Annotated in this window: 12 protein-coding genes and 1 pseudogene; 4 read left to right on the top strand and 9 right to left on the bottom strand. The window is 69.0% G+C overall.

Going from position 1 to position 13570, the window contains the following annotated elements:
* Window positions 1-34 precede the first annotated feature (34 nt).
* The 5 genes and pseudogenes from NV348_RS04760 to NV348_RS04740 all read right to left on the bottom strand — a co-directional run bounded on the left by NV348_RS04760 (window position 35) and on the right by NV348_RS04740 (window position 3317).
* Window positions 35-841 carry a VWA domain-containing protein gene (locus NV348_RS04760; protein ID WP_447145884.1) on the bottom strand — a complete coding sequence of 269 codons (807 nt, stop codon included), beginning with the start codon at window positions 839-841 and terminating at the stop codon, window positions 35-37.
* Between the two features lie 413 nt (window positions 842-1254).
* Window positions 1255-1575 carry a hypothetical protein gene (locus NV348_RS04755; RefSeq protein ID WP_447145883.1) on the bottom strand — a complete coding sequence of 107 codons (321 nt, stop codon included), beginning with the start codon at window positions 1573-1575 and terminating at the stop codon, window positions 1255-1257.
* A gap of 613 nt (window positions 1576-2188) precedes the next feature.
* A pseudogene (locus tag NV348_RS04750) lies at window positions 2189-2347 on the bottom strand (helix-turn-helix transcriptional regulator); the annotation flags it as partial.
* 58 nt (window positions 2348-2405) lie between these two features.
* Window positions 2406-2804, bottom strand: a complete 399-nt coding sequence (locus NV348_RS04745; protein WP_447145882.1) for a PPOX class F420-dependent oxidoreductase — start codon at window positions 2802-2804, stop codon at window positions 2406-2408.
* 36 nt (window positions 2805-2840) lie between these two features.
* Window positions 2841-3317, bottom strand: a complete 477-nt coding sequence (locus NV348_RS04740; protein ID WP_447145881.1) for a DUF1772 domain-containing protein — start codon at window positions 3315-3317, stop codon at window positions 2841-2843.
* Window positions 3318-3531: 214 nt separating this feature from the next.
* On the opposite strand from NV348_RS04740, the gene NV348_RS04735 reads away from it, so the two are divergent.
* Window positions 3532-4140, top strand: a complete 609-nt coding sequence (locus tag NV348_RS04735) for a DUF4126 domain-containing protein (RefSeq protein ID WP_447145880.1) — start codon at window positions 3532-3534, stop codon at window positions 4138-4140.
* A 2-nt stretch (window positions 4141-4142) separates the two neighbouring features.
* Here the strand turns inward: NV348_RS04735 and NV348_RS04730 are convergent, their stop codons facing one another.
* The 3 genes from NV348_RS04730 to NV348_RS04720 all read right to left on the bottom strand — a co-directional run bounded on the left by NV348_RS04730 (window position 4143) and on the right by NV348_RS04720 (window position 8181).
* Window positions 4143-5153, bottom strand: a complete 1011-nt coding sequence (locus NV348_RS04730; protein WP_447145879.1) for an LLM class flavin-dependent oxidoreductase — start codon at window positions 5151-5153, stop codon at window positions 4143-4145.
* Window positions 5154-5353: 200 nt separating this feature from the next.
* Complete coding sequence (locus tag NV348_RS04725) at window positions 5354-6064, bottom strand: HAD-IA family hydrolase (RefSeq protein WP_447145878.1); 711 nt, start codon at window positions 6062-6064, stop codon at window positions 5354-5356.
* Window positions 6061-8181, bottom strand: coding sequence for a transketolase family protein (locus NV348_RS04720; protein WP_447145877.1), 2121 nt, complete (start codon window positions 8179-8181; stop codon window positions 6061-6063). The genes NV348_RS04725 and NV348_RS04720 overlap by 4 nt, the downstream gene beginning before the upstream one ends.
* A gap of 135 nt (window positions 8182-8316) precedes the next feature.
* Between NV348_RS04720 and NV348_RS04715 the strand changes: the two genes are divergently transcribed.
* Entirely contained in the window at window positions 8317-8982 is a 666-nt protein-coding gene (locus tag NV348_RS04715) for a response regulator (protein ID WP_447145876.1), read from the top strand.
* The gene (locus NV348_RS04710) at window positions 8979-10136 is read left to right on the top strand and encodes a GAF domain-containing sensor histidine kinase (protein WP_447145875.1); all 1158 of its coding nucleotides are present in this window, start codon (window positions 8979-8981) and stop codon (window positions 10134-10136) included. Before NV348_RS04715 ends, NV348_RS04710 begins: the two co-directional genes overlap by 4 nt.
* On the opposite strand, the gene NV348_RS04705 is transcribed toward NV348_RS04710, so the two are convergent.
* The gene (locus NV348_RS04705) at window positions 10137-11123 is read right to left on the bottom strand and encodes a class I fructose-bisphosphate aldolase (RefSeq protein ID WP_447145874.1); all 987 of its coding nucleotides are present in this window, start codon (window positions 11121-11123) and stop codon (window positions 10137-10139) included.
* Between the two features lie 149 nt (window positions 11124-11272).
* On the opposite strand from NV348_RS04705, the gene NV348_RS04700 reads away from it, so the two are divergent.
* Entirely contained in the window at window positions 11273-13558 is a 2286-nt protein-coding gene (locus NV348_RS04700) for an FdhF/YdeP family oxidoreductase (protein WP_447145873.1), read from the top strand.
* Window positions 13559-13570: the final 12 nt, after the last annotated feature.

The following is a 13570-nucleotide window of genomic DNA, read 5'->3' as shown; positions in this document are numbered from 1 at the left end:
ACCGTTGGTTGCGGCCCACTTTCCGGCGCCTACCTCAGAATTGAGCGCTACGGCCGGAGCTGACCAATTCATGCAGGCCGGTGGGCGTAACTGAACGGGTTCCGATTTCAAGCAGATCAGTCGCTGCCAGCTCGTCTGAATTGTAAACAAATCCACGTGCACCGTCTGAGACTGAATAGCCCAGGGTAGCTGCAGCTTCTCTCATCGGCATTGGCAATTCGCTGGACAGTTCGTACAAAATGGCGGCTTCTGAATCGAAAATATCTGCATTGGAATTTGGGAAATACAATGGACGATTTCGCCCCCCTGACAAGTGGACGTTGAACAGAAGTGCAGGCCCATCCTCGGTCCTGAGATTCCGAATACGGTTTCCAGCTTCACGTGGGTCGCCGTCGGTGCTTTTTCCGCCAGTAATGTTTATCACGATTGGCGGAAAGCTCGAAGGGTGACTTTCGCACCAGGAGGCAACGACAGGTTCCAAAGCGGAGAAAGCGCCCACCATGGGTGCAGCACCGTACGCCTTCGGCTCCACCCACACCGGGTGTGCCGAATTTACTTGTCGAAATCCGCCCCCGTCGTCCGGCACACGCAGAGTGGCAGAGTCAACCCGCAGTGGATTATGAGCTAACTGCTCGACTGGGATAATCAAATGGCCGCTGTCGCTCCCCGCTAAGATTGGACGAACACCGCCTCCGTAACCGAAGACGCCCACCTCGAAGTAGTTAGCTACTTTGCCGTCACCACGACTAGATAAGATCACGGCCTTCGCAAGGAGACTGTTCACTGCACCCGCCATTGCTTCGGACTTCGACTGACCGGTTGCAAGCCACGGATCTGACATCGAAGATGACTGGTCGATTGCCAGTATTAGCAGAGCTGGAGCTCGGCGAGTTATCTCGGCTGTGTACCATATTCTTCGGGTTGCGTCGTCGACTGACGCGCTCTTTTCGGTGGAATCACTGTTATCCAGCTTCGATCTGCCGCCCTCGGGTTGGCTTGTCGAGTCAACCTGATTCGGAGGCATCGGAGAACCTGAAATCGGAAATTCGCCCGGCATCTTCCTGTAATTGATGCCATGGGCGCGGTACTGGTCGCCTGGATTCCGCCAGAATGGCGCAGTAGATCCGGCTAGCGCAGCTAAGAGGCGACGCGCTCTGCCTGCGTGCTCCGATGTGTAATCGCGAGTAAACGCGGGCGCCGTACCAGCCAAAGCAGCCAGGAGTCGCCTGCTGTAGTGATCGTGCCTGGTGGTCTTCATAGTTGCCCTTCACCGCTATCTTCGCCGGGAAGAAGCGACTGCACATAGCCGCTGACCTTCTTGACCACAACGGGAGTTCCCGTTCCGATTCCGAATGCAACTAGAACGCTGGTTGCAATCAGGCCGCTACTGAGAATGGCGACCGATGTTGCCGTCGCGACGGCAAGATGGATAACGATGGACACGGCGTAGACGCCGCCGCCCGGTCCCTCTGGACGTACCCAGGGCCATCCCTTGGCTCGGTTGCTGGCCTCCAAGAACACCAGTCCGCAGTTCACGGCTGCGCCGACGCACCCCCATACGGCATACAACCACATGTGAGCACTATAGGACACCGCCGTCGTCCGCGCGACAATCAACGAGCCTGACCCCCAAGGTATTTGAGAACCACGCTAGGCGGTTGTTTCATGCGCCTACCCCTGGTGTACATCGCCAGCATCCGGCTGTCCGCGCGGACACAACCCTCGTCGTTGTTCCAGCACTGGCTCGCCACGGTGTGGTTCCACTCCGGCCGGAAGTCCTGCGGATTAGACCATCGAAGGCGTCTCCTTCGGCCAAGACATGGGCGACATGATGTCGTGCGCGTGTGGGCTTCAGGCGCAGATCTCTCGATTCGCGTGATCCACATCCCTACCCGTGGGGCCGAGCGCACCGCTGTCGACTTCGTCGACGAACCCCGTTCCGGCGACCGCGGGGGCAAGGTCTGTGTCCGCTGCGCACCATCCCGCCCAGCAACACGAGAGAGCGAGCGCACGAGGTAGGCAGCCACCTACTCGGCCTGGTCGGTGGTCCAGATGAGGCGGCCGTTTCTCTATCCTTAACTCCACGGTGAGCTTGACCTCGATGAAAATGGTGTCGGTGCTGTTCCTAATTGGTCGGCGCGTTGGCGGCGCAGTCCATTTTCTGATCAGGAGTGCGCAACGGAAATCCCACCCCCGCCAGCATCGCGACCTCTTCGCGCCGCAATCCCGGGGTGCGCCTGCGACCCGCTGCAGGCAAGCCGACTTCCGTCGGCCCAACCCGCTCCCGCCGCGACCGCAGGAAATCACGGAGCTGCTCACGACGGAGGGCGGATGCTGCGCTGGCCATCCCACCACGCTAACCGCGCCGCGGTCGGGGCGGTGGGCCGCCGTGGACGAGGCCCCGGCTATTCGGCGTCGCGGCTGGTGAAATCGAAGGATCTGCCGTCGATGCCCCAGGAGATGACTCGTTCGGGGCGGATGCGGATGATCGCGCGTTCCTGGGGCGGGAACGGTGGCTCCTCGTCGTCGAGCGCCTCGGCGGTGCCGCGGACCTCGATGCCGCGGATCACGTAGGGCTCCACGGAGACCTGCTGGTCGACGACGAACGAGACCCGGCTGCCCGCCTCGACATTGCGGTACTTGCGACTGGCGCGCATTCGCATGCCGCCGATGTCGATCGTGCCGTCCGCGTTCACCCGATAGCTGGTCGGGTTGTTCTGTACGACGCCGTCGGGGGACGCGGTGGCCAGGCGGCCGATCCCGGCCTCGGCGAGGAACTGCTGTTCCTTGATGGTGAAGGTCATGTCGGGTACTCCTCGGTGAATCGATATCGGGTGGTGTCAGAACAGGATCAGCGCGGCGCACAGTCCGGCGATGGCGATGAACTGCAGGGGGACCCGGTACTTCAGAATGCTGTCCCACTTGTCCTGCAGCGCACGGGCATCGGGCGGGATGACGCCGGTGAGCGCGGCGGCGGTCTGCTGGGTGTTGATCGGCTTGGCGATGCGGACGTAGAGGGCGAGCCAGGTCAGCAACGCGGCCACCGTGATCCCCGCCGCGATCGCGGCGCCGAGCTGCCCGGCCAGCAGCGCGATCAACAGCGTGAGCGCCGCGGTGACGATGCCGCTCACCCCGACGATCGGCATGCGCTTGTCGCCGTAGTAGTGGCCCCATCCCGCGCTCACGGTCACGGTCGCGTCGTCGAGCTTGCGGTAGACGGACCGCATGATCACGGCCCCGCAGACATCGGTGCCGTAGACGACGGCATTGGCGAGAACGGCGACGGCGGCGATGATCTGGCCGGTGACAACGAGCATTTCGAGGCTCCCTCTTAGTGAAATCTAGCAGCGCTAGAAACTGAAGCAACGGTATCATTCGACCGCTAGCGTGTCTAGCGTTGCTAGGTTTTTGGGCGCCGTCGCTCGATCTCGCTCGGATCGGCAAGTCGCGCACGCCGGTTCCGGCCGGGCGGACGTCAGCGCGGTCGTCGAGCTGACGTGCGGAGTCGGTAGGCGGGCCTACGCTGAGCAGGTGTCGGTGCTACCTCTGATCTTCACCGCGGGCTGGGCCAGCGGGATCAACGCGTACGCGGTGGTGTTCCTGCTCGGGGTGTTCGGGCGGATCGGCTGGGCCGAAGACGTGCCCCCCGGGCTCCAGCGCACCGATGTGCTGGTCGCGGCCGCCGTTCTGTTCACGATCGAGGCGGTCGCCGACAAGATCCCCTATCTGGATTCGTTCTGGGACGCCGTGCACACCGTGGTGCGGCCCGCGTCCGGGGCGGTGGTGGCGGCGTTGATCGCGGGGCAGGACGACTCGCTGCCCACGATGTTCGCGGCGGCGGTCGGCGGGACCACCGCGCTGGCCAGCCATATCGTCAAAGCCGGTACCCGGATGGCGATCAACACCTCACCGGAACCGGTCACCAATATCGCGGTGAGTACCGCCGAGGACCTGGGCGTCGGCGGTGTCATCACCCTCGCTGTGTTCTTCCCGGTGCTGGCCGCGGTGATCGCCGCCGTCTCGCTGGCGATCGGATTGTGGGTGGTCTACGCGTGCGCCGGCCGCATCCGCCGCTACCTGCGCCGGCGCCGGGAACGCCGCGCCGCCCGCCGGGGCGAGCTGGACGCGGCGCTCGAATAGGTTCAGCGCACCTGCGGGGCGACCTTCGTGCCGAGCAGATCGATGCTGTGCAGCACCTGCTCCGGCGGGAGCGTGCCGACGCTGGTGTGCAGCATGAACCGGTCGAGGCCGAGGGTGTCGCGGACCTCGGCGATCTTGCCCGCCACGTAGTCCGGCGTGCCGACGAACAGTGAACCGCTCTGCGAGCGCAGGGCATCGAACTGCTCGCGGGTCATCGGGCCCCAGCCGCGTTCGCGGCCGATCGTCGACATGGCCAGCGCGTACGGCGCGTAGAAGTCGGCCACCGCCTGCTCGTCGGTGTCGGCGACATAGCCGTGCGCGTGCACCGCCACCGGCTGCTTCTCGTGTCCGCCCTCGGCGAGTGCCCGGTGGTAGAGCTCGACCAGTGGCTCGAACCTGGCCGGCTGACCGCCGATGATCGCGATCGCCAGTGGCAGTCCGAGCAGGCCCGCCCGGATGACCGACTCCGGGCTGCCGCCCACCGCGATCCATACCGGCAGCGGCCGATCGTCGGTGCGCGGATAGACGGTCGCATCGCGCAGCGGCGCGCGGAACCGGCCCGACCACGTCACCGGCTCTTCCTCGCGTAGTCGCAGCAGCAGTGCCAGCTTCTCCTCGAACAGGTCGTCGTAATCGGCGAGGTCGTAGCCGAACAGCGGGAACGACTCGGTGAACGACCCGCGCCCGGCCATCAGTTCGGCCCGGCCGTTCGACAGGCCGTCCAGCGTCGCGAAGTCCTGGTACACCCGGACCGGGTCGTCGGAGCTGAGCACGGTCACCGCGCTGGTCAGCTGGATCCGCTCGGTGCGCGCCGCCGCGGCGGCCAGGACGACAGCGGGCGAGGACGCCGCGAAATCCCGGCGATGGTGCTCGCCGACGCCGTAGACATCCAGGCCCGCCGCCTCCGTGGCGACGGCTTCGTCGACGACCTGGCGCAGCCGCTCGGCGGCGGTCGGCGCGGGCCGGTCGCCGGTGGGGTACAGCTCGGCGAAGGTGGTCAGCCCCAGTTCCATGTGAACCTCGTTTCGGGATGCGGTCTGCTCCGGTCCTCTGCTAAACGGACCGCAGTCCGGCAAAATTCCCCCACGATTGCGGCTGGATGCAGATTTCGGCTCGGTGCGGCGCCGGGCGATCGAGGAGTTCGCCGACTCGGGATTCGCTGATCCCCGAACCCGAACGCGACTGCCCGCGAGGATGTCGAACGTATCGTCGGCTACCGGGAGCGCGGCGGTGCCGTGGCCAGGTGGGCGTCGAACCAGCTGACGAGTTCCGGGTCGTCCAGACCGTCCGCGACCAGCAGCGCCGCCGACAGATCATGCGAGCGGGTGTAGGCGTTCTGCGCCGCGACACAGCGCACCCGGGCGGCGGTCGCGGCGAGTACGCCATTGGCGGAGTCCTCCACCGCGACGACCTGCTCAGGGGCGCAGCCCGTGCGGGCCAACACCTCCAGGTACACCGCCGGACTCGGTTTGAGGTCGGGCACTTCGGTCCCGGTGACCACGGTGTCGAACACTTCGCCGAAGGCAGTGCGCAGCAAGGGTTCCACCCAGGCGCGCGTTCCGGTGGTCGCCACATGCACGGCGACACCGCGCCCGGCCAGCTGCTCGATGAGCTCCCGGGCGCCCGGCCTCGGCTGGATCCGTCCGTCCTCGACGAGGCGCCGCATGATCCGGGTCTTGCTGGGGTGCAGCCGTTCCGCGAGCTCCCTGGCCTGATCGGGTGATCGGCCGGTGCACTCGAACCAGTGGGCCATCCGCTGGGTGCCACCGGCGATCCTCAGCAGCTCGCCGTAGCGGTCGACATCCCAGCGGTCGGGGAGCCCGGCCTCGGCGAAGGCCGCGTTGAACGCCACCCGGTGGCCGTCGCGTTCGCTGTCGACCAGGGTGCCGTCGACATCGAAGATCACCGCGTCCAGGCGAGTCATCGTGCGCTGCCCAGATGGTCACGGACGCGGGCGAGTACCGACGGCACGGTGAAGCCGTGGTGGGCCATGACCTCGGCGCCGGGACCGCTGTGCCCGAACTCGTCGATGCCGATCGCCAGGTCGACCGTGCCCGCCCAGGCTGTCGTCGTGCCTGCCTCGATGCTGACGGTGAGTGCCGAGGGATCAGGGGAGTAGCGCGTGCGATCCAGCACCGACACCACCCGCACGGGATAGCCGTCGGCGCGGAGTTCCTCGGCGACCGCCGCCGCCAGCGCGACTTCCGAGCCGGTGGCGACGAGCTCGACGGTGCGGTGTTCCTCGCCGATCAGCGGCTCGGCGACAGCGACCTCGCCATCGTCGGCAGTGGGCGGGGAGCCGACGACGGCGGCGTCCGCAGGCTTGCCGGCGGCCGTCACTTGCGGGGCGGACACGACTCGCGGGGCGGACACGAGGTCCTCGCCGCCGGGAAGGTCGGTCGCGGCGGGCCGGGGCGTGACAGTGGGTTGGGGTGCTCGGCGGTGGGTGCCGTGCTGCGGCAGCGACTGTCTGGACAGGATCAGCGCGGTCGGGCCGTCGGTGCGGGTCAGCGCGAGTTCCCAGGCGAGCGCGGTCTCGGCATCGTCGGCCGGGCGCAGCACCTGGAGACCGGGGATGACGCGCAGCGACTCGAGGTGTTCGACGGGCTGGTGGGTCGGCCCGTCCTCGCCGACGGCGATGGAATCGTGGGTGAGCACGTAGATCACGGGCTGACCCATCAGCGCCGACAGGCGCAGAGCGGGACGCAGGTAGTCGGCGAACACCAGGAACGTGCTGCCGAACACCCGGAATCCGCCGTGCAGGCTGATCCCGTTGAGGACGGCCGCCATGCCGAACTCACGGATACCGAATGCGATCGCGGTGCGCGCGTAGTCGTCGCGGCTCACCACCGGACCGAACGCGGTGCCGGTCGATCCCGCGAGGTCGGCCGAGCCGCCCACCAGTTCCGGCAGGATCGGCGCGAGCGCGTCCAGGCAGGCCTGCGAGGACTGGCGGGTCGCTCGCGGTGCGTCCCCGACGATCCCCGACAGCGCGTCGACGAGACCGTCGGGCAGGACCCGCCCACCGGCGCGGGCGAACTCGTCGGCGCGATCCGGTGCGGCAGCGGCGAATTCGGCGTACCGGTCGAGCCAGTCCGCCCGGTCCTCGGCACCGATCCCGGTGAGCACCGCGCACGTCGCGCCGACCTGCTCGGGCACCGTGAACGGCGGATATGCCCACCCCGCGAGCTCTTTGGCCCGAGCCAGCCGGTCGGCACCCAGCGGCGACCCGTGCGCCTTCGCGGTGCCGGCCACGTCGGGCGCACCGTGCCCGATCACCGTCCGGACGGCGAGGAAGCTCGGGCGCGGATCGGCCTTCGCCCGGGTGAGGGCCGTGTCGATCGCGGCGATGTCGGTGCCGTCGGTCACCGCCTCGGTGTGCCAGCCGTAGGCGGCGAAGCGCGTGAGCTGGTCGTCGCCGCAGGTCCGGTCGACGGCGCCGTCGATGGTGATGGCGTTGTCGTCCCACAGCACGATCAACCGGCCCAGCCGCAGTTGCCCAGCCAACGAGGCCGCTTCGTGGCTGACGCCCTCCATCAGGCAGCCGTCGCCGACGATCGCGTAGGTGCGATGATCGGTGATCTCGGGGTAGCGGGCGTGGGTCATGCGCTCCGCCAACGCCATCCCGACCGCCATCGCCAGCCCCTGCCCGAGCGGGCCGGTCGTGCATTCGACGCCCGGCGTCTCGCCGTACTCGGGATGACCCGGCGTGCGGGACCCGAGCTGCCGGAACCGGCGCAGCTCCGCGGTGGGCAGGTCGTAGCCGAACAGGTGCAGCAGCCCGTACAACAGCGCCGAACCGTGGCCGGCGGACAGGACGAACCGGTCCCGATCGGCCCAGGCGGGATCGGCCGGATCGTGACGCAGATGCCTGCTCCACAGCGTCCACGCCATCGGCGCCGCCCCCATCGGCATCCCGGGATGCCCGGAGTTCGCGGCCTCGACCATGTCGGCGGCGAGGAAGCGCACGGTGTCGACGGCGAGTCGGTCGGTGTCGACGGCGGGTCCGGCGAGCGGCCGATGAACAGTGGATTCCGGCATAGCGACGCCTTTCGATCGGGTCCGTCCATCCGACCGCACCCGGGCCGCGCGGCCTTCCCCCACACGGGTGGGCGGACGGGTGATTTCTCGCCGATTGCCCCGAACCCCAGCTCTTTTCCGCCGTACTGTGGCGGTATGCCGGAGCCGCCGACCCCGTTACGGCTGGTGCTGGTCGACGATCACGAGATGGTCCTGCACGGGCTCGACGCGATGCTGGGCCACTTCCCCGACGAGGTCCTGATCGTCGGCCGGTCGACCACCGACACCGCGGCGCTGCGCCTGATCGCCGAGCACCGGCCCGCCATCGTCCTGTGCGACGTCCGCATCGGCAAGGCCAGCGGCCTGGATCTGTGCCGGCAGATCACCGAGCGGTTTCCGGGCACCAAGGTCGTGGTGCTCACCGTCTACGACGACGAGCACTACCTCTACCAGGCGCTGCGCGCGGGTGCGTCCGGGTACATCCTCAAGCGCGTGGACGGGCGCGAACTCGTCGCCCACCTGCTCCGGGCCGCGGAAGGCGAGACCGTCATCGATCCCGCCCTGGCCGGTCGGGTGGCACTGGCCGCGGCCCGGCTCGAGGCGGGACAGTTCTGGTCGGGCGCGCATCTCGGGCTGACCCAGCGCGAGTCGGAAGTGCTGGGGCTGCTGGTCTCCGGGCACTCCAACCGGGCGGTGGCGGGCAAGCTCGTGGTCAGCGAGGACACGGTGAAGACCCACATCCGCGGGCTGTATCGCAAACTGGGCGTGTCGGATCGGAGCGGGGCGATCGCGGTCGCGTTGCGGGAGGGGCTGTTCCGGTGACCGGCGTCGCGCCGACGGCGGCGCAGCTGGCCCCGCTGCTCGCCGCCGACGGAGTACTGCTCTACGCGGTCGACGGGCAGGACCTCGGCGTGGCCGACCTGTGGCCGGCGCACCCGTCGGCGGGTTCGCTGACCCTGCAGGTCGGGTTCGGGGTGACGGGGTTGGTCGCCCGGACCGGCACGCCGGTGCTGCTCGATCAGGATTCGCCGCGTAATGCGGTGCACCGCAGCCTGTTACGCCTGGAGCCCGCGCAGACCATCGCCCGGATGTGCCTGCCGCTGCGCGGCATCGACGATTCCGTGGTGGGCGTCCTGGCCGCTCATCGGGATCCGGGCGCACCGTTCGGACCGGCCGACCTCGAGCGTGCGGAAGGCTACGCGGGCGTGCTCGGCCTGTCGTTGCACGCGCACCGGTTGTGGCGCACCGTCAATCGGCACCGCACCGAACGGGATCGCCTGGTCGAACAGGCGATCTCCGCGCAGGAGGCCGAGCGGCGCCGGATCGCCTTCGACTTGCACGACGGGGTGACCACCGCGCTCGCGTCGATGTCGTTCCACCTGTCCGCGGCCGATCTGACCGTCTCCGAACTCGCCGACCACGTCGCCGCCGGCGACGAGTCCGGCCTGGGCGCGCTGGAGCGGGCGCGCGCCGAACTGGTCAGCGCCCGGACCCTGGCCGATTACGCCTACCACGAGACCAGGGCGGCGATCTCCGGCCTGCACAGCCTCGTTCTCGACGACCTCGGGCTGGTCGCCGCGCTCGAATCGCTGGTCCGCACCGCGAGTACCGGCGGTGGCCCGTCGATCGAGTTCCTCGTCGATCCGGCGGCCGCCGTCGGCGACATCCCCGATCACGCGGCCGCCGCGCTCTACCGGATCGCGCAGGAAGCGCTGGGGAACGCGGTCAAGCACGCGGGCGCGAGCCGGATCGTGCTGTCGCTGCGCCGGGTCGGCGATTCGGTGGTGCTCGGGTGTTCCGACGACGGCGCGGGTTTCGACCCCGCCGCGCGCCGGGCCGAGCGGGCCGCCGCCGACGACCAGCACTTCGGGCTGAGCTCCATCGCCGAACGCTGCGCCGTCATCGCGGCCTCGCTGCGCGTCGAGTCGCTGCTCGGGCGGGGCACGATCGTGCTGGTCGAACTGCCGATCCGGTAGTCAGCGGGTCGCGTCGGCGGCGCTGCGGCAGTTCGCCAGCAGCACCCGCTGAGCGTCGAGCACCGTGGCGGGCGCCCCGGCCCAGGTTCGCAACGCGGCGCTGACCAGCGCCCGCCCGAAGGAGAACGTGACCGACCACGGACGGTCGGCGCGGGCGTTGAGTGCGCGCAGGTAGTCGCAGACCCGCTCGGTCGGCTGGCCGCCGGACAGGAAGGCGATGCCGGGTATCGCGCTGGGCACGGTGTCGCGCAGGACCTCGAAGGTCGCCGCCACCACCGCGTCGGTGGCCGCGGGCGCGGCGTCCAGACCCGGTGTCACGAAGTTCGGCTTGAGCACGATGCCGGTCAGGTCGACACCGGCGGCGTCGAGCGCGGCGAACACCGACCGCAGGGCGAGCCGGGTGGCCTGGGCGGACGCGGCCAGGTCGTGATCGCCGGTGCACAGCACCTCGGGCTCGACGATCGGCACGATGCCGTGCTCCTGACACAGCGCGGCGTAGCGCGCCAGCGCGTGCCCGTTGGCGTGCGCGGCGTAGGGCGTGATCGTCCGCACGTCGAATACGGCCCGCCACTTGGCGAACGCGGCGCCGCGCTCGGCAAAGGACGCCAGCCGGGCGCCGAGACCGTCGAGTCCCTCGGTGACCAGCGCGCCCGCCTGCCCGGGCAGCGCGGTGGTACCGGTGTCGACCTTGATCCCGGGCAGGATGTCCAGCTTGCGCGCCGCGGCGGGGAAGGCGCGGCCGTCGGCGAGCTCCTGGCCGAAGGTCTCCTCGCACAGGATGATTCCGCTGACCCGATCCGCCAGCCCGTCGGCGGTGAGCAGCAGGGCGCGATAGTCGCGCCGGGCGGTCGCGCTCGCGGGAATCCCCGCCTGTTCCAGGCGCGCGGACATGGTCTTGATCGACTCGTCGGCGGCGAGAATGCCGCGGCCGCCGCCGGTCAGCTGCTGGGCGACGGCGGCGAGGGTCGGGGCGGGAAGTGTCGTCATGGTGACAGCGTGCGAGCGCGGCGCTCGTCCGTCCTCACCCCTGCGGGCGAAACCGGGTGTGAACCGCCGCGTTGACAACCGCCACGAAACTGGGAAGCCTGAGGTCATCCAGTCCGATCGCAGTGCCGCGGCACGGGAAGAAGCCGGTGATGACCTCGATCGATGACCCCACCGACGACCTGTCGGTCACGCCACCCAAGACCTGGGCGGCCGGTGTTCCCGGAGTGGTCCACGCCCTCGAATACTCGCTGTCGCAGACCTCGGCCGCGCGGACCGCGCTCACCCTGCTCAACGTCAACCAGACCGCGGGCTTCGACTGCCCCGGCTGCGCCTGGCCGGAGCCGAAGCACCGGCACAAGAACGAGTACTGCGAGAACGGCGCCAAGCACGTCAGCGACGAGGCGACCACCCGCCGGGTCACCCGCGAGTTCTTCGCCACCCACACCGTCGACGAACTCGACGCCACCTCCGACTACTGGCTCAACCAGCAGGGCAGGCTGACCGAACCGATGGTCAAGCGACCCGGCGCCGCCCACTACGAGCCGATCGGCTGGGACGCCGCCCTCGACCTGATCGCCGACACCCTGCGCGGCCTGGACTCGCCGGACGAGGCGCTGTTCTACACCTCGGGCAGGCTCAACAACGAGGCCGCCTTCCTGCTGCAGCTCTTCGCCCGCGCCTACGGCACCAACAACCTGCCCGACTGCTCCAACATGTGCCACGAGTCCAGCGGTTCGGCGCTGAACCAGACCCTGGGCGTCGGCAAGGGCAGCGTGTCACTCGAGGACATCTACGCCGCCGACCTGATCTTCGTCGTCGGCCAGAACCCGGGCACCAACCATCCCCGGATGCTCTCGGCGCTGGAGGAGGCCAAGCGCAACGGCGCGAAGGTGGTCGCGGTCAACCCGCTGCCCGAGGCCGGGCTGATCCGCTTCAAGAATCCGCAGGTCCCGCGCGGGGTGATCGGGCGCGGCACCGCGATCGCCGACCACTTCCTGCAGATCCGGCCCGGCGGCGACCTCGCCCTGTTCCAGACCTTGAACCGGCTGCTGCTCGAGGCCGAGGACGCCGCCCCCGGCACCGTCCTGGACCACGAGTTCATTCGCGAACACACCAGCGGCTTCGACGATTTCGCCGCGCACGCCAGGCAGCTCGGCTGGGACGAGGCACTCGAGGCGACCGGTCTGACCCGGGCGGCCATCGAGGAGGTGCACGCGGCGGTGCTCGGCTCCCGGCGGATCATCGTGTGCTGGGCGATGGGCCTGACCCAGCACAAGCACGGGGTGCCGACGATCCGCGAGATCGTCGACTTCCTGCTGCTGCGCGGCAATCTCGGCCGCACCGGGGCGGGCGTGTGCCCGGTCCGCGGGCACAGCAACGTTCAGGGCGACCGCACGATGGGCATCTGGGAACGGATGCCGCAGACCTTCCTCGACGCGCTCGGCACCGAGTTCGGCTTCACCCCGCCGACCGCGCACGGGCTGGACTCGGTCGCCGCGATCCGCGCCATGCGCGACGGCCAGGCGAAGGTATTCGTCGGCGTCGCGGGCAATTTCGCGCGGGCGACACCGGACAGCGCGGTGACCGAGGCCGCCCTGCGACAGTGCGCGCTGACCGTGCAGATCTCCACCAAACTCAACCGCTCGCACACGGTGTGCGGCGCGACCGCGTTGATCCTGCCGACCCTGGGCCGCAGCGATCGCGACATCCAGGCCACCGGCGAACAGTTCGTCACGGTGGAGGACTCGATGAGCGAGGTACACGCCTCGCGCGGTCGCCTCGACCCGGCCTCGCCGCACCTGCTCAGCGAGGTCGCCATCATCTCCCGGCTGGCCCAGCGCACCCTCGGCACCACCCCGTCGATCCCGTGGGCCGAGTTCGAAGCCGACTACGACACCGTCCGCGACCGCATCTCCCGGGTGGTACCCGGCTTCGAGGACTTCACCGAGCGCGTCTCCCAGCCCGGTGGGTTGCGCTTGATCAACCCGGTCAACCAGGGCATCTACCGCACGGCCAGCGGGAAGGCGGAGTTCACCCGCAACGACTTCACCTTCCTCGACGTCCCGCCCGGTCACCTGCTGTTGCAGTCGCTGCGCTCGCACGACCAGTGGAACACCGTCCCGTACGCGAACAACGACCGCTACCGGGGCATTCACAACGCGCGCCGGGTGGTGATGGTCAACCCGGACGATCTGGCCGAGCTCGGCCTGGCCGACCGGGACGTGGTCGACCTGGTCAGCGTCTGGACCGACGGGGTCGAGCGGCGCGCGGAGAACTTCGTCGTGGTCGCCTATCCGGCCAGCCGTGGCTCGGCGGCGGCCTACTATCCGGAGACGAACGTGCTGGTCCCGCTCGACAGCGTGGCCGACATCAGCAACACTCCCACCTCGAAGGGCATCGTGGTCCGGCTCGAACCGCGGCACAGCGCCGGGTAGGGGTGCTGGCTA

It is taken from the genome of Nocardia fodinahabitans, from assembly GCF_052983615.1.
Note: the sequence above shows the minus strand (reverse complement) of the source record. Positions and strands in the feature narration are given on the sequence as shown.

Coding starts and splice junctions, on each gene's coding strand:
- NV348_RS04760 (WP_447145884.1), bottom strand. CDS start 841: ATGTCAGATCCGTGGCTTGCAACCGGTCAGTCGAAGTCCGAAGCAATG.
- NV348_RS04755 (WP_447145883.1), bottom strand. CDS start 1,575: ATGTGGTTGTATGCCGTATGGGGGTGCGTCGGCGCAGCCGTGAACTGC.
- NV348_RS04745 (WP_447145882.1), bottom strand. CDS start 2,804: ATGACCTTCACCATCAAGGAACAGCAGTTCCTCGCCGAGGCCGGGATC.
- NV348_RS04740 (WP_447145881.1), bottom strand. CDS start 3,317: ATGCTCGTTGTCACCGGCCAGATCATCGCCGCCGTCGCCGTTCTCGCC.
- NV348_RS04730 (WP_447145879.1), bottom strand. CDS start 5,153: ATGGAACTGGGGCTGACCACCTTCGCCGAGCTGTACCCCACCGGCGAC.
- NV348_RS04725 (WP_447145878.1), bottom strand. CDS start 6,064: ATGACTCGCCTGGACGCGGTGATCTTCGATGTCGACGGCACCCTGGTC.
- NV348_RS04720 (WP_447145877.1), bottom strand. CDS start 8,181: ATGCCGGAATCCACTGTTCATCGGCCGCTCGCCGGACCCGCCGTCGAC.
- NV348_RS04715 (WP_447145876.1), top strand. CDS start 8,317: ATGCCGGAGCCGCCGACCCCGTTACGGCTGGTGCTGGTCGACGATCAC.
- NV348_RS04705 (WP_447145874.1), bottom strand. CDS start 11,123: ATGACGACACTTCCCGCCCCGACCCTCGCCGCCGTCGCCCAGCAGCTG.
- NV348_RS04700 (WP_447145873.1), top strand. CDS start 11,273: ATGACCTCGATCGATGACCCCACCGACGACCTGTCGGTCACGCCACCC.